This window comes from Streptomyces pilosus, assembly GCF_014649835.1.
Classification (GTDB): domain Bacteria; phylum Actinomycetota; class Actinomycetes; order Streptomycetales; family Streptomycetaceae; genus Streptomyces; species Streptomyces pilosus.
In genome coordinates, this window is record NZ_BMTU01000001.1 from 83,665 (window position 1) to 101,886 (window position 18,222).

The 18,222-nt window shown below is 72.9% G+C and carries 17 protein-coding genes and 1 pseudogene; 9 read left to right on the forward strand and 9 right to left on the reverse strand.

Annotation, left to right across the window (positions count from 1 at the left end; translation table 11 throughout):
* Positions 1–3: 3 nt before the first annotated feature.
* The gene (gene thpD, locus IE118_RS00405; protein ID WP_189555165.1) at positions 4–903 is read left to right on the forward strand and encodes an ectoine hydroxylase; all 900 of its coding nucleotides are present in this window, start codon (positions 4–6) and stop codon (positions 901–903) included.
* A gap of 342 nt (positions 904–1,245) precedes the next feature.
* Here the strand turns inward: thpD and IE118_RS00410 are convergent, their stop codons facing one another.
* From IE118_RS00410 to IE118_RS00425, 4 genes are all read right to left on the reverse strand, one after another.
* Positions 1,246–2,298: an aminotransferase class V-fold PLP-dependent enzyme gene (locus tag IE118_RS00410; protein ID WP_189555166.1), complete on the reverse strand. Its 1,053-nt coding sequence runs from the start codon at positions 2,296–2,298 to the stop codon at positions 1,246–1,248.
* A 69-nt stretch (positions 2,299–2,367) separates the two neighbouring features.
* The gene (locus IE118_RS00415; RefSeq protein WP_189555167.1) at positions 2,368–3,111 is read right to left on the reverse strand and encodes a DsbA family oxidoreductase; all 744 of its coding nucleotides are present in this window, start codon (positions 3,109–3,111) and stop codon (positions 2,368–2,370) included.
* 98 nt (positions 3,112–3,209) lie between these two features.
* Entirely contained in the window at positions 3,210–3,818 is a 609-nt protein-coding gene (locus IE118_RS00420; protein WP_189555168.1) for a DUF1349 domain-containing protein, read from the reverse strand.
* Positions 3,819–3,873: 55 nt separating this feature from the next.
* The gene (locus tag IE118_RS00425) at positions 3,874–4,470 is read right to left on the reverse strand and encodes an LURP-one-related family protein (protein WP_373303144.1); all 597 of its coding nucleotides are present in this window, start codon (positions 4,468–4,470) and stop codon (positions 3,874–3,876) included.
* A gap of 245 nt (positions 4,471–4,715) precedes the next feature.
* Here IE118_RS00425 and IE118_RS00430 point away from each other — a divergent pair, with 245 nt between their 5' ends.
* Together IE118_RS00430 and IE118_RS00435 are read left to right on the forward strand one after the other, a co-directional pair.
* Positions 4,716–6,440 carry a sensor histidine kinase gene (locus tag IE118_RS00430; RefSeq protein ID WP_189555169.1) on the forward strand — a complete coding sequence of 575 codons (1,725 nt, stop codon included), beginning with the start codon at positions 4,716–4,718 and terminating at the stop codon, positions 6,438–6,440.
* A gap of 99 nt (positions 6,441–6,539) precedes the next feature.
* Positions 6,540–7,202, forward strand: a complete 663-nt coding sequence (locus IE118_RS00435) for a response regulator transcription factor (protein WP_189555170.1) — start codon at positions 6,540–6,542, stop codon at positions 7,200–7,202.
* A gap of 6 nt (positions 7,203–7,208) precedes the next feature.
* On the opposite strand, the gene IE118_RS00440 is transcribed toward IE118_RS00435, so the two are convergent.
* Entirely contained in the window at positions 7,209–8,738 is a 1,530-nt protein-coding gene (locus tag IE118_RS00440; protein WP_189555171.1) for an aldehyde dehydrogenase (NADP(+)), read from the reverse strand.
* Between the two features lie 141 nt (positions 8,739–8,879).
* Here IE118_RS00440 and IE118_RS00445 point away from each other — a divergent pair, with 141 nt between their 5' ends.
* The 3 genes from IE118_RS00445 to IE118_RS00455 all read left to right on the forward strand — a co-directional run bounded on the left by IE118_RS00445 (position 8,880) and on the right by IE118_RS00455 (position 11,750).
* Entirely contained in the window at positions 8,880–9,653 is a 774-nt protein-coding gene (locus IE118_RS00445; RefSeq protein ID WP_189555172.1) for an IclR family transcriptional regulator, read from the forward strand.
* Between the two features lie 3 nt (positions 9,654–9,656).
* Positions 9,657–10,130 carry a GNAT family N-acetyltransferase gene (locus tag IE118_RS00450; protein WP_189555173.1) on the forward strand — a complete coding sequence of 158 codons (474 nt, stop codon included), beginning with the start codon at positions 9,657–9,659 and terminating at the stop codon, positions 10,128–10,130.
* A gap of 162 nt (positions 10,131–10,292) precedes the next feature.
* On the forward strand, positions 10,293–11,750 hold the full coding sequence (locus IE118_RS00455) for a peptidoglycan D,D-transpeptidase FtsI family protein (RefSeq protein WP_189555174.1): 1,458 nt from the start codon (positions 10,293–10,295) through the stop codon (positions 11,748–11,750).
* A gap of 79 nt (positions 11,751–11,829) precedes the next feature.
* On the opposite strand, the pseudogene IE118_RS00460 reads toward IE118_RS00455, so the two are convergent.
* Positions 11,830–11,982: pseudogene (locus tag IE118_RS00460) on the reverse strand (NCS2 family permease); the annotation flags it as partial.
* A gap of 114 nt (positions 11,983–12,096) precedes the next feature.
* On the opposite strand from IE118_RS00460, the gene IE118_RS00465 reads away from it, so the two are divergent.
* The 3 genes from IE118_RS00465 (at position 12,097) to IE118_RS00475 (ending at position 14,445) form a co-directional block, all read left to right on the forward strand.
* The gene (locus IE118_RS00465) at positions 12,097–12,672 is read left to right on the forward strand and encodes a SigE family RNA polymerase sigma factor (protein ID WP_189555175.1); all 576 of its coding nucleotides are present in this window, start codon (positions 12,097–12,099) and stop codon (positions 12,670–12,672) included.
* The gene (locus IE118_RS00470; protein ID WP_189556035.1) at positions 12,672–13,523 is read left to right on the forward strand and encodes a hypothetical protein; all 852 of its coding nucleotides are present in this window, start codon (positions 12,672–12,674) and stop codon (positions 13,521–13,523) included. The genes IE118_RS00465 and IE118_RS00470 overlap by 1 nt, the downstream gene beginning before the upstream one ends.
* Before the next feature lie 85 nt (positions 13,524–13,608).
* Positions 13,609–14,445, forward strand: coding sequence for a pectate lyase (locus tag IE118_RS00475; RefSeq protein ID WP_189555176.1), 837 nt, complete (start codon positions 13,609–13,611; stop codon positions 14,443–14,445).
* Positions 14,446–14,607: 162 nt separating this feature from the next.
* On the opposite strand, the gene IE118_RS00480 is transcribed toward IE118_RS00475, so the two are convergent.
* From IE118_RS00480 to IE118_RS00490, 3 genes are all read right to left on the reverse strand, one after another.
* Positions 14,608–15,672 carry a dienelactone hydrolase family protein gene (locus tag IE118_RS00480; protein WP_189555177.1) on the reverse strand — a complete coding sequence of 355 codons (1,065 nt, stop codon included), beginning with the start codon at positions 15,670–15,672 and terminating at the stop codon, positions 14,608–14,610.
* Positions 15,669–16,781 carry a pectinesterase family protein gene (locus tag IE118_RS00485; RefSeq protein WP_189555178.1) on the reverse strand — a complete coding sequence of 371 codons (1,113 nt, stop codon included), beginning with the start codon at positions 16,779–16,781 and terminating at the stop codon, positions 15,669–15,671. The genes IE118_RS00480 and IE118_RS00485 overlap by 4 nt, the downstream gene beginning before the upstream one ends.
* A 77-nt stretch (positions 16,782–16,858) precedes the next feature.
* The gene (locus IE118_RS00490) at positions 16,859–18,193 is read right to left on the reverse strand and encodes a pectate lyase family protein (RefSeq protein ID WP_189555179.1); all 1,335 of its coding nucleotides are present in this window, start codon (positions 18,191–18,193) and stop codon (positions 16,859–16,861) included.
* Positions 18,194–18,222 lie beyond the last annotated feature (29 nt).

The window sequence follows — 18,222 nt, forward strand, 5'->3', positions numbered from 1 at the left end:
ACCGTGACCACGACGACCACGAACGTCACCGATCTCTACCCCACCCGCGGCGCCACCGAGGTGGCCACGCCCCGGCAGGACCCGGTCGTCTGGGGCTCCCCGGACACCCCCGGGCCCGTGTCGGCCGCTGACCTCCAGGCGCTGGACCGCGACGGCTTCCTCGCCGTCGACCAGCTCATCGGCCCCGACGAGGTCACCGTCTACCAGCGGGAACTGGAGCGGCTCATCACCGACCCGGCCATCCGCGAGGACGAGCGCTCGATCGTGGAGCCGCAGTCCAAGGAGATCCGGTCCGTCTTCGAGGTGCACAGGATCAGCGAGGTGTTCGCGAACCTGGTGCGCGACGAGCGGGTCGTCGGCCGGGCCCGGCAGATCCTCGGCTCGGACGTCTACGTCCACCAGTCGCGGATCAACGTCAAGCCGGGCTTCGGGGCGAGCGGCTTCTACTGGCACTCGGACTTCGAGACCTGGCACGCCGAGGACGGCCTGCCGAACATGCGCACCATCTCGGTCTCGATCGCGCTCACCGAGAACTACGACACCAACGGCGGTCTCATGATCATGCCGGGGTCGCACAAGACGTTCCTCGGGTGCGCGGGGGCGACGCCGAAGGACAACTACAAGAAGTCGCTGCAGATGCAGGACGCCGGGACACCGTCCGACGAGGCGCTGACCCGGATGGCGTCGGAGTACGGCATCAAGCTGTTCACCGGCAGGGCCGGCTCGGCGACCTGGTTCGACTGCAACGCCATGCACGGCTCCGGCGACAACATCACGCCGTTCCCGCGCAGCAACGTGTTCATCGTGTTCAACAGCGTCGAGAACACGGCGGTCGAGCCCTTCGCGGCCCCGATCCGCCGCCCCGAGTTCATCGGGGCGCGGGACTTCACGCCGGTCCGGTGACACATCCCCGGCCGGGGGCCCGGGGGTTGACCCCCGGATCTCGCAGCATCGGGGCGCGGGACTTCACGCCGGTCCGGTGACACATCCCCGGCCGGGGGCCCGGGGGTTGACCCCCGGATCTCGCAGCATCGGGGCGCGGGACTTCACGCCCGTCCGGTGACACATCCCCGGCCGGGGGCCCGGGGGTTGACCCCCGGATGTCGCAGCGTCGGGGCGCGGGACTTCACGCCGGTGAAGCAGGCGCTGCGACGGCGCGACGGACCGCGCCACGAAGACCGCGGGCCGGTGCCTCCTCGTGTGGGACAAGGAGGCACCGGCCCGCTGCCGTGTGTCCGGGGAGCGTCAGCCGGACAGGGCGTCGAGCAGCCGGTCCACGTCGTCGGCCGTGTTGTACAGGTGGAAGGACGCCCGCAGGTTGCCCGCGCGGTCGGACACCTGGATGCCGGCGGCCGCCAGCTCCGGCTGGAGGTGGCCGAGTCCGGGCACGGACACGATCGGGGAACCGGGCGCGGGCAGGGGCGTGCGACCCAGGTCCGCGAGTCCGGCGCGGAAGCGCTCGGCGAGGTTCAGGTCGTGGGCGCGGACGGCGTCCGTGCCGATCTCCTCGACGAGTTCGAGGGAGGCCCGCAGGCCCGCGTAGCTGAACAGGGCCGGGCTGGAGTCGAACCGCCGGGCCGAGTGGGCGAGTTCGGCGACGGGACCGTAGCAGCTGGCCCAGGGGTGCTCCGCCGCGACCCAGCTCGCCTGGACCGGCGGAAGGTCGCCGAGGTCCTCGGGCACGACGAGGAAGGCCGCCCCGTGCGGTCCGAGCAGCCACTTGTAGGTGATGGCGACGGAGTAGTCGAAGGCGCCGGCCTCCATGGGCAGCCAGCCGGCCGCCTGGGAGAAGTCGACGTAGGTGCGCGCCCCGTGCGCCCGGGCCGCCTCGGCCAGTGCCGTCAGGCCGGCGATCCGGCCGTCGGCGGACTGGACGGCGCTGACCGCGACCAGCGCCGTGTCCGGCCGCACCGAGTCGGCGAGCCGCTCCAGCGGCACGGCCCTCACCTTGAGGTCGCCCCGGGTATGGAACGGGTTGAGCACGGAGGTGAAGTCGTCCTCGGCGGTGAGGACTTCGGCGCCCGGCGGCAGCGAGGCCGCCACCAGCGAGGTGTGCAGGGCGGCGGTGGCCCCGGCCGCGACCCGCTCGACGGGGACGCCCGCCAGCCGGGCGTAGGCGGCGCGGGCGGCCTCGACGTCGGTGTACAGGGGGTCCAGCGAGCGGCCCTCCACGCGGAGTCGCACGGCGTCCTGGAGCGCGGCAGCCGCGCGGGCCGGCAGCAGGGCGCTGGCCGCGGTGTTCAGGTGGGTCGTCTCCGGGGCGAACTCGGCACGGACGAGGTTCTCGAAGGTCTCCATGGGTCCACTGTGCGGCCCCGCGATCTCCCCGTCCATTGCCGGATTCTGCACGTTGTCGCCAAGGAACGCTTATGCGTCCGTTCCGACCTGCGTGTTTCCCTGCTGCGGCACCGCGCATCCGTCCGGGCCGCAGGCCCCGGCCCCGGTGTCGCCGTCGACCGGCCGCAGCGCCGGCCGGTCGCCCCAGGCCCGCGTGAGGGCCTGGGTGAAGACCTCGGCGGGCTGGGCGCCGGAGACGCCGTAGGTGCGGTCGAGGACGAAGAACGGCACACCGTTCGCGCCGAGCTCCGCCGCCTCGCGCTCGTCGGCGCGGACCGCGTCGGCGTAGGCCTCGGGGTCGGCGAGGACCTCGCGGACGGCGTCGGTGTCGAGTCCGGCCGCGCCGGCGAGTTCGACGAGCCGTTCGTCGTCGCCGAAGACGGACCGCTCCTCGGCGAAGTTCGCCGTGTAGAACCGGTCGAGCAGTTCCTCCTGGCGTCCCCGCTCGCGGGCGAAGTGCAGCAGGCGGTGCAGGTCGAAGGTGTTGCCGTGGTCCCGGCCCCGGGTGCGGTAGGGCAGTCCCTCGGCGGCGGCCTGGGCGCCCAGGTTGTCCTCGCCGGCCTGGGCCTGCGCCTCGCTCATGCCGTACTTCCCGGTCAGCATGGTGATCACCGGCTGGATGTCGCCCTTGGCCCGGCCCGGGTCGAGCTCGAAGGAGCGGTGCACCACCTCGACCTGCTCGCGGTGCGGGAAGGAGGCCAGCGCCTTCTCGAAACGGGCCTTTCCGACATAGCACCAGGGGCAGGCGATGTCGCTCCAGATCTCGACGCGCATGAGTCGGCTCTCTCCGGGGTCGTACGGGTACGGGTCGTGCGGGCGCGAAGGCTCCCCGCATAACCGGATGAACCTTCAAGCAGCCGGTTCCATTCCCGTCAGCTGCCGTCCCGCAGATCACGCGGCCAGTGCGGCCGGTACTCCAGGTGGTCGTAGGTCACCACACAGCCCTCCCCCATCGGCGACTGCGTCATGAAGCCGACCAGGGCGGCGCCGGTCTCCTTCTCCCCGCCAAGGGTGAAGAGCCGGACGAAGGTCCACAGCTTGCCGTCGCGCGACGCGTGGAAGGCGAAGGCGCGGCCGGTGCGGCTCACCCGGAGCCAGACGGAACTGCCGTCGACGGTGAAGGAGTTGGCGTCGTCCGAGTGGCCCCGGGTGACCACGGTGCAGACGGTGGGCACGTCCGGGGAGTACTCCAGGCAGAGCTTGGCCCAGGCCCGCTCGCCGACGTGGACGTACAGCACTCCGGCGTCGAAGGAGCCGGCGAAGCCGACCGTGACCCGCGCGATCAGCTGGAAGTCGCCCTCGGGCGCGCCCAGCAGGCGCGGCGCGTCGGCGGCGGGGTCCAGGGCCTCTCCGGTGGGCGGGACGAAGCGGTCCTGCCGGGGTCCGGCCCATCCGGTGAGGACGCCGTCCTCGTAGGACCAGGAGCCGTCGGGGCCGTAGGAGCGCAGGGGGAAGGGGAGTTCGGCGAGTTTCAGGTCCATGGCGGAAGTGTCCCAGGCACGGCCCGCGGCCCGGACCGGGGGGTGATGTGCGGGGTCAGCGGGACTGGAGGGCGTCCAGGGCCACGGCCTGGGCGATGGCGAGGCGCAGGTCGAGGGCGGGCGAGGACACCTCGACGGCGTAGCGGTCGCGCAGTCCGAACTTCTTGTCCACCTTCATCACCGGCCCGCCGTCCGAGACGAAGTCGAAGTGGTAGGGCCATGGGAACGGCACGAAGTCGAACGGCAGCAGGTCCCACAGCCGGCGGACCACGGCCACGAACCGGTTGCGTTCGCGCCCGACGGCGGCGACCGCGCCCGGCTGGTCGAGTTCCCACGTCGAGCGCAGCAGGGAGGCGGCGAACCTCTTGCGGAAGGCGCCGACGGCCCGGCCGTCCGCGTCGTGCACGTCGTAGACCGCGCCGAGGTCGACGACCTGGCGCGCGGTGGCGGTGAACAGCACCTGACGCCCGGACTCGTCGGTGTGGAAGGTCATCTGTTCCTTCAGCGTCATCCGCTTCTGCTCGGCGAAGGCGAGGACCCTGCCGTCGGAACCGTCGGGCAGCGTTTCCGTGACGACGTACCGGTTGACCATGAGGGTGGTCTTCTGCCGCACGGTGAAACGGTCGTCCGCCCGTGCCGGTGTGCTGTTCACTGCCGTGCTCCCTCGACTCGTCGGACCGGTTCCCTCCGGCCCGTGCCTGCCGGCGCCTCCCGCTCGCGTCCGGCCCGGCCATCGTCGTCCGGCACCCCGGGCCGACGGGAGTCCCCATAAGTCGTCGTCCCCGACGACCAAAGAGGACAAGGGCGGTGGCGGTGGCCGGATGTCCACTTTCGTCGTGCGGGAGCGCGCCGAAGGGGGGATGCGGGTGCCCGGGAGGGCCCCTCTATGGTCTGCGCGTGGACGTAGCCGAAACACCCCGCACCGGCCTGCCGCTCCGTTCCCGGCTCGCCGCCGCCTCCCCCTGGCCGCGCAGGCGGGTCGTCGGGGAGGTCGCCCTGACCCTGGTGCTCTCCGGGATCGCGGGACTCCTCCAGTGGACGGAGTCCGGCTCCCCGGTCCGGGCCGCGGGCCTCGCCCTGGCCGTCGCCGTCCTGTCGGCGGCCCGCCGGGCGCTGCCCGCGACGGTGCTGATGATCTCGTCCGCCCTGGCGGGGGCGGTCGTCGGCACGGTGCCCCTGCTGGTCTGCGCGAGCTGGTCGGCGGGCAGCCGCATCAAGCACCCGGGGCGCGCGTCGGCCGCGTACGCCGCCGGGCTGGTGTTCTTCTTCGCCACCGGATTCGGCAGCACGGCCGACGAGGAACTCGGCCTCTCCCTGCTGATGACGGCCGTGCTGGGCGGCAGCCCGTTCCTGATCCTCGCGGTCGTGCCGGGGCTCGCCTCCCGGTACCGTGCCCAGCGCCGCGATCTGCTGGACGCGCTGCAGCGGCACAACGCCCAACTGGTGCGCGAGCAGACGATGGTGGCCCACCAGGCCCGGCTGCTGGAGCGGCAGCGCATCGCCCAGGACATGCACGACAGCCTCGGTCACCAGCTCGCCCTGATCGCCGTGCACACCGGCGCGCTGGAGGTGGATCCGCAGCTCAACGACCGGCAGCGGGAAGGGGTGGGCATCCTGCGGGAGGCCTCCAGGGCGGCGATGCGGGAGCTGCGGGAGGCGGTGGGCATCCTGCGGGACGGCGTGGCGGCGCCCGCACCCGCCCCCGAGGACGGCGAGCGGCCCTCGGCGGCCCGGGTGGCGGCCTCCGTCGACCGGCTGGTCGAGTCGTCACGGGCCGCGGGCACCACGGTGGAACTGCGCCGCTCCGGCACTGAACGGCCCCTCGCGCCGGCGGCCGACCACGCGGTGTACCGCATCGCCCAGGAGGGCCTGACCAACGCGCACAAGCATGCCCCGGGCGCCCCGATCACCGTGTCGCTGCGCTACGAACCGGACAGCCTGGTCGTCGAGGTGGCCAACGGGCCGGTCCCCGCCGGGGCTCCGGCGGGGCCGCCCGCGATCAGCGGTGGCCAGGGGCTGGCGGGCCTCGAGGAACGGGCCCGGCTGGTCGGCGGCATGGTGCACACCGGGAGGACTCCCGACGGGGGGTTCCGGCTCGCCGGTGTGCTGCCCTACGGCGACGGCGGCGCGCCGCCCCGTCCGCGGGGTGCGACCTCCGTCGTCGCGGACGACGACTTCCGGGGGCAGACCGGTGGAGCCGGGGCGGGCGAGGGTGGAGCCGGCACCGACCGCCGCTTGGATCCGCAGAAGGAGTTCGCCGCCCTCATGAACAGCAAGAAGAACGTCACCCTGGGGTGTTCCCTCGTCGCCGTCGTCATCGTCACCGGCATCGTCGGCCTGCTGGTGTGGGGGGTGTCGAAACTGATGGACGAGGTGCAGGCCGGCGTCATCCCGGCAGGCGTCTACGAGTCGGCCCGGGTCGGTGACGCGGAGGCGGAGCTCCGCGAGAAGTTCCCCACGGGTGACTCGCTGCTCACCGAGGGCGTGGAGAAGGACGGCCCGCCGCTGCCGCAGGGCGCGACCTGCGAGCACTTCGTGGACGACGAGGACGACATCGTCTACCGCTTCTGCTTCACCGACGGGAAGCTGTCCTCCAAGGAGTCCTACCCGCACGAGATATGAGCCGGCGGTGTCCGGCCGCACGCGGCCGCGCGGGGCCGGGATCGGGCATGATGGGCGGGCTCCGTCATCTTGTCCTACCGACCCCGCGCAGGAGGCCGTGTGATCCGGGTTCTCGTCGCCGACGACGAGCCGCTCATCAGGGCCGGCATCAGGATGATCCTGACCTCCGCCGAGGACATCGATGTCGTCGCCGAGGCCCGCGACGGCCGGGAGGCGGTGGAGACCGCGCGCGGCACCGCGGTCGACGTGGCCCTGCTGGACATCCAGATGCCCGGGATGGACGGCCTGACCGCGCTGGCCGAGATCGCCCGCGCCGCGCCGGCGGTACGGGTGCTGATCCTGACCACGTTCGGGGAGCGGGAGAACGTCCTGCGGGCGCTCGGCCACGGCAGCGCGGGTTTCCTGCTGAAGGACTCCGCGCCGCAGGAACTGATCCACGCGGTCCGCGCGGCGGCGGCCGGCAACGCCTATCTGTCGCCGGCCGCCACCCGGCACGTGGTCGACACCCTCGCCTCCCCCGCCGCGACCGTGCGCGGCGAGGAGGCGCGCCGGCGCCTGGCCGGCCTGACCGGGCGCGAACGCGAGGTGCTGGCCCTGCTCGGCGAGGGCCTGTCCAACGCGGACGCCGGCGCCCGGCTGCACATGAGCGAGGCCACGGTGAAGACGTACGTCAGCCGCATCCTGACCAAGCTCGACTGCGACAACAGGGTGCAGGCGGCGCTCCTGGCCCGGGACGCGGGCCTGGAGCCGACCGCGGGATGAGCGTGCTCAGTGCTCCAGGCTGCCGTTGAACCTCCGCGGCAGACCGAGGGGGTTGTCGTCCCTGAGCTCGGCGGGCAGCAGCGCCTCGGGGGTGCCCTGGTAGACGACCGGCCGCAGCCAGCGTTCGATGGCCGTGCCGCCCACCGACGTGGACGTGGAGGTGGTCGCCGGGTACGGGCCGCCGTGGTGCTGGGCCGGGGCGACCGCGACGCCCGTCGGCCAGCCGTTCACCAGGACGCGTCCCGCGAGGGGCGTGAGGTCCCGCACCAGTTCGGCCCCGCGGCCCTCGCCCGCCGTCTCCGCGGCGGACAGCTGGACCGTCGCCGTGAGGTTGCCCGGCAGCCGGGACAGCACACCGCGCACCTCGCTGTCGTCCGCGTAGCGGGCCACCACGGTGACCGGTCCGAAGCACTCCTCCAGGAGCAGGTCGTGCGCGCCCTCCTCGGCCAGCCGGCTCGCGGGGACGGTGAGGAAGCCCGCGCTGACGGTGTGCTCGCCGCCCGCGCCCGGGGTCACCGGGGACTCCACGTCGGGCAGCCCGGTGCGCTCGGCGACGCCGGCGACGAAGTTGTCGCGCATGCGGTGGTCGAGCAGGACGCCCGCCTCGGTGTCGCTGACCGCCTCCGTCAGGGATTTGAGCAGCGCGTCGCCGGACGGGCCGGCGGGCGCGAGGACCAGGCCCGGCTTGACGCAGAACTGGCCGACGCCGAGCGTCATCGAGCCGGCGAGCCCGGCGCCGATGGCCTCGCCGCGCTCGGCGGCGGCGGCCTCGGTGACGACGACCGGGTTCAGGGAGCCCAGTTCGCCGTGGAAGGGGATCGGGACGGGCCGGGCGGCCGCCGCGTCGAAGAGGGCGCGGCCGCCGCGGACGGAGCCGGTGAACCCGGCGGCCGCGACCAGCGGGTGTTCGATCAGCCCGATGCCGGCCTCGAAGCCGTGCACCAGGCCGAGTACGCCGCCGGGGATGTCGTGCCGGGCGGCGGCCCGGCGCAGCACCGCGGCGACCAGCTCGGACAGGGCGGGGTGGTCGGGGTGGGCCTTGACGACGACCGGGCAGCCGGCCGCGAGCGCGCTCGCGGTGTCGCCGCCGGCCACGGAGAAGGCGAAGGGGAAGTTGGAGGCCGAGTAGACGGCGACGACACCCAGCGGGATCTTGTAGCGGCGCAGGTCCGGCACGGGCGGGGTGGCGGTGTCGTCGGGGTGGTCGATGACGACGTCGAGGAAGGCGCCCTCGTCGACGATGCCGGCGAAGGCACGCAACTGGTAGCAGGTGCGGGCGAGTTCGCCGGTGAGCCGGGCCGGGCCGAGCGCGGTCTCCGCGTCGGCGGCCTCGACCAGCCGGTCCCGGGCCGCCTCGAGCTCGTCGGCGGCGGTGCGCAGGAAGGCCGCGCGGACGCCGCGGTCCGTCAGCGCGCCGCGCGCGTCGTGCGCGGCACGGACGGCGGCGTCCACCTCCTGGGCTGTGGCCTCCACCGCAACCTGTTCGCGCTGCTTCCCGGTTCGGGGGTCGACACTCCAGACTGGTGCTGCTGCCACCGGGGGTCCCTCCACTTGATCGCCGCCTGGGATGCCGCAGGATGTACGCCATCCATCAGCGGTGTTCGATATACTGAACGCTGTCTCTGTAGATGAATGCGCTTGGAGACTATTTCCCGGCGAACGAAGGGGTCAAGGGCGATGTCGGCTGGCGAGACAGGCGGCGGGGCGCAGGTCAAGTCCGCGGTGCGGACCGTTGAACTGCTCGAATACTTCGCCGGGAGCCCCGGCATGCACTCCCTGGCGGCGGTCCAGGAGGCCGTCGGCTACCCCAAGTCGAGCCTCTACATGCTGTTGCGCACCCTCGTGGAGCTCGGCTGGGTCGAGACGGACGCGACGGGCACGCGGTACGGCATCGGCGTGCGGGCCCTGCTGGTGGGCACGTCGTACATCGACGGCGACGAGGTCGTCGCGGCCGCCCGGCCCACGCTGGACCGGCTCTCGGACGACACCACCGAGACCATCCACCTCGCCCGGCTCGACGGCACCAACGTCGTCTACCTCGCCACCCGGCAGTCGCAGCACTACCTGCGCCCCTTCACCCGGGTCGGCCGCCGGCTGCCCGCGCACTCCACGTCACTGGGCAAGGCGCTGCTGAGCACGTACTCCGACGAGCAGGTGCGCAAGATGCTGCCGGAGACGCTGCCCGCCCTGACCGAGAACACCGTCACCGACCGGGAGAAGCTCATCGAGGAGCTGCACCAGGTGCGGGAGCAGGGCTACGCCGTGGACCGCGAGGAGAACACGCTGGGGCTGCGCTGCTTCGGCGTGGCGATCCCGTACCGCACCCCGGCGCGGGACGCGATCAGCTGCTCGGTGCCGGTGGCCCGGCTCACCCCCGCACACGAACAGATGGTCAGGGACGCCCTGTTCGACGCCCGCGACCGGCTGACCCTGGCCACCCGGAGGCTCTGAACCGTGAATGTCGTCCTGCGGCCGGTGCACGACAGCGATCTGCCGGTCTTCTACCGCCAGTTGAACGACCCGGAGGCGCTGCGCATGGCCGCCTTCACCCCCGAGGACCCGGCGGACCGGGACCGCTTCGACACCCACTGGGCCCGCATCCGCAGTTCGCCGCAGATCGTGGCGCGCACCGTGCTCGCCGACGGCGACGTGGTCGGCAACGCGGCCGTCTACGGGGAGGCGGGCGAGCGCGAGGTGACGTACTGGGTCGATCGCGCCCACTGGGGTAGGGGCGTCGCCACGGCCGCGCTGCGCGCCCTGCTCGCCGAGGTGGACGAGCGTCCGCTGTACGCGCGCGTGGCCGCCGACAACGAGGGGTCGCTGCGGGTACTGCGGCGCTGCGGCTTCCAGGTCTCCGGACGGGCCACGGCGTACGCGCCGGGGCGGGGCGGGGAGACCGAGGAACTGGTGCTCGCGCTGGAGGGCTGACCCGGCCCTCCCCCGCGCGGCGGAGCCGGATCGTCGCCGGGCAGGACGCGCCGTCCCGGATCGTCGTGGTCACCGCCTCCGGGAACGACGCGTATGAACACCCGATGAGAAAACGGCCGGAAGGGAACGATTCCCCCGTTCCCGTTCGTCTGTCCGGACGCGATGAACACGACGATCAGGCGTGTCTCGGTCTGCACGCTGCTCCTGGTGCTCGCCCTGCTGGTCAGGGCGACCTGGGTGCAGTTCTACGAGGGCCGGGCACTGGCGGACGACGACGACAACCGGCGCAACGCGATCGAGACGTACGCGGAGCCACTCGGCGACATCGTGGTGGCCGGTGAGTCCATCACCGGTTCGGCACGGACGGAGGGGGGCGACCTCGCCCACAAGCGCACCTACGACAACGGCCCGCTGTACGCGGCCGTGACGGGCTACGCCTCGCAGGCGTACGCGCCGACCCAGCTGGAGGGCATCTACGCCGACCTGCTCAACGGCACGGACCCCCGGCTGAAGAGCGTGACGGACACCGTGACCGGCCGGCGCGCGGAGCCCGGCACCGTGGTGACGACCATCGACCCGGCGGTGCAGAAGGCGGCGTACGAGGCGCTGGGCGACAAGAAGGGCGCGGCCGTGGCGATCGACCCGCGGACCGGCCGCATCCTCGCGGTGGTGTCGACCCCCTCGTACGACCCGGGGTCGCTGACCGACGCCAACACCGCGGGCGCGGCCTGGGAGAAGCTCACCGCCGACCCGGACAAGCCGCTCACCAACCGGGCGCTGCGGCAACCGCTGCCCCCGGGCTCGACGTTCAAGCTGGTCGTCGCGGCGGCCGCGCTGGAGGAGGGGCTGTACCGGTCGGTGGACGAGAGGACCGACAGCCCCGACCCGTACCCGCTGCCGGGCACGGTCAGGAACCTCACCAACGAGAACCCGGACGCGCCCTGCGAGAACGCCTCGATCCGGGTCGGGCTCCAGTACTCCTGCAACAACGTCTTCGCCAAGATGGCCGTCGACCTCGGCGAGGACACGGTCCGGGAGACGGCGGAGCGGTTCGGCTTCAACGACGCGACGCAGGACGTGCCGGTGCGCGCCCACACCAGCGTCTACCCCTCGGACATGGAGCGCTCGCAGACGGCGCTGACCGGCATCGGCCAGTTCGACGTGACGGCGACACCGCTGCAGATGGCGATGGTGTCGGCCGCGCTGGCCAACGGGGGCGAGCTGGTCGCGCCGCACCTGGTCGGGCAGATCACCGACGGCGGCGGCGACGTGCTGGAGGACCACGACGAAACGGCGGCGACCGAGCGGATCGTGAGTGCCTCGACCGCCGGGCAGCTCCGCTCGGCGATGGAGACGGTCGTCGAGGAGGGCACGGGCTCGAACGCGCGGATCCCCGGCGCCACCGTGGGCGGCAAGACCGGCACCGCGCAGCACGGCGAGAACAACAGCAGCACGCCGTACGCCTGGTTCACCTCGTACGCCGAGTCCGGCTCCTCGGACCGGGCGGTCGCCGTGGCGGTGGTGGTGGAGCAGTCCGACGCGGCCCGCTCGGAGGTCAGCGGGAACGGTCTGGCGGCCCCGGTCGCCAGGGCCACGATGGAAGCGGCCCTGCGGGACTGAACCTTTCCCGGCGCCGGTACGTCTGTACGGACGGGCCGCCCCCATCCCCCCGGGGGCGGCCCGCCACTCGTGCGAGGCGCTACTTCACGCCGAGCAGTTGCTCGATCGGGTCGATGGCGAAGTACACCACGAACAGCGCCGAGGTCCCCCACAGCAGCCAGTGGACCTCCTTCGCCCGGCCCAGCACCGTCTTGATCACCACGTAGGCGACGAACCCGGCGCCGATGCCGTGCTTCGTGTGACGGATTGACATACCGGCTGACCGGACACTGTTCGACCCTCCGCACAGATGGGCGAAGAGCGCTGCTACGCTCCGGTTTTCACGCTGTGCGAGGGGAGGTCGCCCGTGGGCGCCGTCGTCGACGACACCGCCTCGGTGGAGTTCCACGCGTTCTTCGAACGCCACTACGCCGAACTGTCCCGGCTGGCCCATCTGCTGACGGGTGAGGCGGACACCGCCGACGATCTGGCCGCGGACGCGCTGCTGGCGCTGTGGCACCGCTGGGACCGGGTGCGCGCGGCCGACCATCCGGTCGCCTACGCCCGGGGGGTGGTGGCGAACCTGGCCCGCACCCGGATCCGCAGCGCGGTGCGCGAACGGCGGAGGGTCGCGCTGTTCTGGTCGCCGCGCGAGGAGCGCACCGAGAATCCCGACGTGCCCGGGGTGGTGGACGTGCAGGAGGCGCTGCGCCGGCTGCCGTTCCGCAAGCGGGCGTGCGTGGTGCTGCGACACGCCTTCGACCTGTCGGAGAAGGACACCGCGCTGGCTCTGGGCATCTCGGTGGGTACGGTGAAGAGCCAGACCTCGAAGGGGATGACCGAACTGCAGCGGCTGCTGGGCACGCAGGAGGTGCCGCGACGGGTGCAGGCGGCGGTGGCGACGACCGCGCGGGCCGACGAGGCCGCGGGAGGGGACCGATGATGCGGCGGGACGTGCACGAGGAGTTGCGCGCCCGGCTGCGGGAGGCGGCCGGGTCGCACGAGCCGGACCGGGAGCGCATCCTGGCGCGGGTCGAGCGCGGCATGGCCCGCCCGGCCCGTCCGGAGCACCGGGCCAGGCGTCCGCCGCTGTTCGGCTGGGTGCGGGTGGCCGGGGCCACGGCCGCGGTCGCCGGCGTGCTTGCGGTGGGCGGCTACGCCGTGGCGTCGGCGGTGAAGGGCGAGGAGGGCTCCCCGCAGCAGGTGGCCGTCTCGCCGACGCCCACACCGTCCCCCGAGGCGACGAGCAGGCCGCCCGAGCCGCCGGTGAACCCCTCGCCGGACGCTCCGGACGCGCCCCGGGACACGGCCACCGCGACACCGGGGAAGCCGAGTGCGTCCGCCGGGGCGTCCCGGCCGCCCGCCGGGGTCGAGGACGGCCCGCTGTGGTCGGACGGTTCGGTGGACCCGCACAGCAACGAGTTCTGGGCACAGAGCAACGTGACGCTCAAGACGCAGGACCCGCTGACCGCGCTCACGGTGGAGCTGCGGATCGAGCAGACCGGCGGGGTGTCGTCCACGGGCGCCTGGCGTTCGCTGCCCGAGGCCGACTTCGCCCTCGAGGTGGACGAGGGGGACGGCTTCCTCGTCTACAGGTGGACGCTGAAGGAAGGGCGTACGGTCCCGGCGGGCGAATGGGTGTTCGCGGGCCAGTACAACCACGAGCGCGGCGGCCGGGACGCAGCAGGCGACCGGTACACGGCGCACGCCCGTACCGGGTCGGAACAGCACGCCGTGGGCGGCGACTTCGCGGCACGGGACGACAAGGACGAAGCGGACGACGGGAATTCGTAGAAAAGAATTTCGCCGGACGCGGCAACCCTTCCGGCGGTGGTGGCGACCAGGAGACGTACCAACTCCCTTACGCAAGGAATCGGGCATGACTGCACGAGCCGAACAGCGCGCCTCCCACCGCCGCCGCACCACCAAGCGGCGGGCCCTGACAGCCGGGATGTCCGCGCTCGCCATCACGGGCGCGGCGATCGTCACCACGTCGATGCTGTCGACGGCGGGCGCCGCCTCCTCGTCCTGGCCGGCCGACACCGGCAGCAAGCCGGTGTCGAAGACCGTTCCGGTCTCCGGTGTCCACGACGGCGGCATGAAGAAGTACTACGGCACCGGTGCCCTGGGCGGCGACAGCCAGGACGAGGGCCAGGACCCGATCTTCGAGCTGGCCGACGGCGCGACGCTGAAGAACGTCATCATCGGCACGCCGGCCGCCGACGGCGTGCACTGCAAGGGCAGTTGCACCCTGCAGAACGTGTGGTGGCTGGACGTCGGCGAGGACGCGGCCAGCTTCAAGGGCACGTCGTCGTCGGCGCAGTACAAGGTGATCGGCGGCGGGGCGAAGAAGGCCGACGACAAGGTGCTGCAGTTCAACGGCGCCGGCACGCTCACCGTGTCCGGTTTCCGGGTCGAGGACTTCGGCAAGCTGGTGCGCTCCTGCGGCAACTGCAAGAAGCAGTACAAGCGTACGATCGTGCTGAACGACATCGATGTGGTCGCGCCGGGCAAGTCGATCGTCGGCGTCAACGAGAACTACGGCGACACGGCCACCCTGCGCGACGTCCGCATCCACGGCGACAGCAAGAAGAAGATCGAGACCTGCGCCCGCTACACGGGCAACAACAGCGGCAAGGAGCCCAAGAAGCTCAAGCCGGTCGGCCCGTACGGCAAGGCCTGCGACTTCAAGGCTTCGGACGTCACCTACAAGTGATCGGCCGGCCCGGCCCCCCGGGCCGGTTCGCGTCGTCCGAGCCCCCCTCGGACGCGCACCGGAGGCCGTGACCGAGCCCCCACTCGGCCGGCCCGCAGGACGCCCCCGCCGGTGACGACCGGCGGGGGCGTTCCCGCACCCGTGCTCCCGGATCCGGCCTCCTCACAGGACAGAGGCCAGCCAGGCGTACACCTCGTCCTGCATCCCGGCGTCGAAGACGTGGCCGTGCTCCGGCCAGGTCTCCAGCCGCAGCCGTTCCCCGGCGCCGCAGGCGCGCCAGACGGCGCGCAGCCTGTCGTACGCGACCCGTACGCCGTCGGCGGGGAACAGGAGGTCGCGGCCGCCGTGCAGGAACAGCATCGGTTTCGGTGCGGCGATGCCCGCCACGTCGGGGATGTCGAGGTGGCGGGCGAGCCCGGGGTGGAGCATGTGGAACGCCGACTGCCCGCGCAGGGTGTTGTTGCCGGGCACCATCATCTCCTTGAGCCCGGTCATCCAGCACACGCAGGCCGCCGCCGCGACGTGGTCGCTGAGCGCGGCGGCCTGCCAGGCGCGGTAGCCGCCCATGGAGAAGCCGACGGCGGCGATCCGGCGGGCGTCCACCCGGTCGAGCCCCGCGAGGAAGGCCGCGGCCCGCTGGTCCTCCCGGGCGTGGAGTCCGGCGAGGGAGGAGCCGAGGTGGTAGAGGTCGCTCGCCAGCGCCTGCTGCTGCTCGTACGCGAGCGGCCCGCGCTCGCCCCAGCCGAGCCCGTCCGCGCAGAGCACGACGTGGCCGCGCCGGGCGAGTTCGTCGCCGGTGAAGCGTCCGCCGTAGTACCGCCCGGCCCACTCCCCGGCGGAGGCGAGCCGGGCGTCGTCGTACCAGGGGCGGACGCACTTCTCCTTGCCGATGTCGAAACGGGAGCCGTGGTCGTGCAGCAGCAGCACGGCCGGGAAGGGGCCGGTGCCGTGCGGGGTGAGCAGGGCGCCCCGCACCCGGGTGTGGCGGGTCAGCGAGAGCGTCACCAGCTCCCGCCGGTATCCGTCCGCTTCGGGTCCGGGCGTGAACTCGGGCGCGTACGGGACCGCGTCCTGCTCCGGCACGATCAGGTGCCGCTCGACCACGGCCCGGGCCGCCCGGCGCCACTGCCCGACGTCGCGGTGGGGCGAGGTCCCCCAGGCGAGCGGGAACGTCAGGTCGTCCTTGAGCGCACGGTGCAGGCCGGGCGGGCCGGGGACGGCGGTCACCCGCGCGGCCTCCAGTCGCCGAGGTGGGTCTCCCGGGTGCGGGTGGCGGCCTCGGCGCGGGACAGCTGCGGCCGGTTGCCGGGCACGGTGATCACCGCGCCGGGGCCGGTGTTGCGGTACTCGGCGAACCGCTGCTCCTGCCACGGGTGCCCGCCGGACATGTTCGTGTAGGGGGCGACCGCGTCGATGCCGGCGCCCAGCCGGGTCTCCCGGACGGTGAGCATCGGGCGGGCCGTGGGATCCGAGCTGGGCACCCAGGGGCGGGCCAGTTTGTAGTACCCGTCGGGGGCCTCGCTGCTGATCCTGCTCCCGGTCACCAGGTAGCCGTACGGGTTGGCTCCGGCGGTGGAGGGCGCGAAGACGAAGCCGTACGGGGCACCCGTGAGGTCGGGGCGGACCAGGGTGCGGAAGTGGCAGTGCGCGAAGACGGCGGTGGCACGGCCGAAGACGAAGTCGACGTCGCCCTCGACGTAGCAGTGGGCGAAGTACTGGCGGGCGAAGGTGCCCAGCGACATCGAGTCGGCGTACAGGGTGTCCTGGTGGCCGAGGAACCGGCAGTGGGTGAAGGCGCTGCGGTCGCCCTGCACCTTGAGGGCGACCGCCTGGGTGCCGCCGGTGCCGGGGAGGTCGGTGCGCAGCCAGTCGTTGGCGAAGGTGATCCAGCGGGCGGTGAAGCCGTCGGGGCGCAGGGTGGTGGTGGCCGAGCCGGAGGTGCCGAGGGTGCCGGAGCCGTCGGGCCTGGGCGTGCCGGCGGCGTTGTCGTAGACGATGACCACGTCGCGCGGATCCTCCGAGGCGCCGATCCAGGTCATGCCGGTGCGGTCGGCGTCGACGGAGACGGTCTCGCGGTAGACGCCGGGCGCGATGACCAGGGTGCGTCCGGTGCCGGTCGCCGCGGTGACGGCGGCCTGGACGCCGGTGAAGTCGCCGGCGCCGCGCGGGTGGACGTAGAGGGTGCCGGGGGTGAGGCGGGCGGCCGGTGAGCCGTAGCGGCCGAAGGGGCCGCGGGGCCGGTGGCCCGCCCGTGCGGGCGCGGCGGACAGGGCGAGCGCGGTACCGGCCGCGGCGCCGGTGAGCAGCAGGTTCCTGCGGGACAGGGACGGGGGCATGCGGGTGCTCCTTGGGTGGCGGGCCGGTGCGGTCCGCAGTGGGGGCGGACCGCACCGGCCGGCTGAGGGGGGCGGGGTCAGCCGATGCGGCCGGCCCCCGCGCCGTGCTTGACCAGGGCCGGGACCGCCCACGCCGGGTGGACCGCGGTGCGCAGGGTGGGCGTCCAGCCGGCGCCGGACCTCAGGGGTGTGCCGGGGAGTTCCGCGTTGTGCGCGGCGATCAGGTCGGTGGGCCTGCCGTTGACGAGGTTGTGCCGGGCGGTGAGGGGTGCGTCGTTCCACCGCTTGAGGATCTTGGCCGGGCCGATGCCCTTCGCCAGGGTGAAGGCGTTGTGCTCGGCGACGAGCTGGCACTCCTTGCCGATGCCGAAGCTGTAGGAGTAGCCGTCCTCGGCCACGAAGTGGTTGTTGTAGACGTCGACCTGTCCGAAGCGGACGCGCGGCGCGCGCTCGACGAGGCCGGAGAACAGGTTGTGGTGGAAGGTCGCCCTCAGCTTGCCCCGGTCGCCGGCGGCGGTGGACTCGCTGTCGCTGTTGCCGATGAGGATGGTCTTGTCGTGCTCCGTGAAGACGTTCCAGGAGGCGGTGACGAGGTCGGCGCCCCGGACGATGTCCAGTTCCCCGTCGTGCTGCTGGTACAGCATGCCGAAGTGGGTGGGTGCCTCGCTGTCGGGGTGCTCGCCGTCGGTGAACGTGTTGTGGTCCAGCCAGACGTGGGTGGAGCCGTACACGACGGCGGTGTCGTACTCGGAGTTCCAGTTGCCCTTGTCGCCGTCGGTCGGGTCCCACTGCGGGAAGCAGTCGAGGGGGCTCTCCAGGGTGAGGTTGCGGATGATGACGTTGTCCACGCCCTTGATCTGCAGGCTGGCGCCCTTGATGCCGGCGTTCCGGCCGACCCCGATGATCGTGGTGTGGGAGGGGACGTTCGCCTTGATGGCGGTGTCCTGGGCGGCGGCGGATGCCCTGCGCAGCCCTTCCGGGCTGTCGTCCGGCTCGGCGCTCAGGTCCTGTTCCAGGCCCCAGGTCTCCGGTGCGTACGCCTCCAGGTAGGCGTCGAAGTCGTAGCCGGGTGCGGCGAACGCCTCGCAGCCCTCGGCGACCGCGTCGATGGTCCCCTTCACCTTGATGATCTTCGGCGCGTCGCCGCCGTCCGCCAGGGCCTTCTTGAACTCCGCCCAGGTGCGCACGGTGTACACGTGCTCGCGGTCGGCGGCGGCGCCTCCGGTGGTGCCGGTGCCGTGGGAGGCCCAGCCGTCGCCCGCGCCCAGCGTCTGCCGGGCGGGGTCACGGTGGTGGTGCGACGGGGAGTGCGCCTGGGCGCCCGTGCCGGCCAGGGCCAGGACGAGGGCGGTGCAGCCGGCCAGCGAGGCGGCTCTCAACGTGGCATGCCCATGCCATCCAAGTGTGCTCATGGTGCGGCTCTCCTTCTCATGGTCCGGGG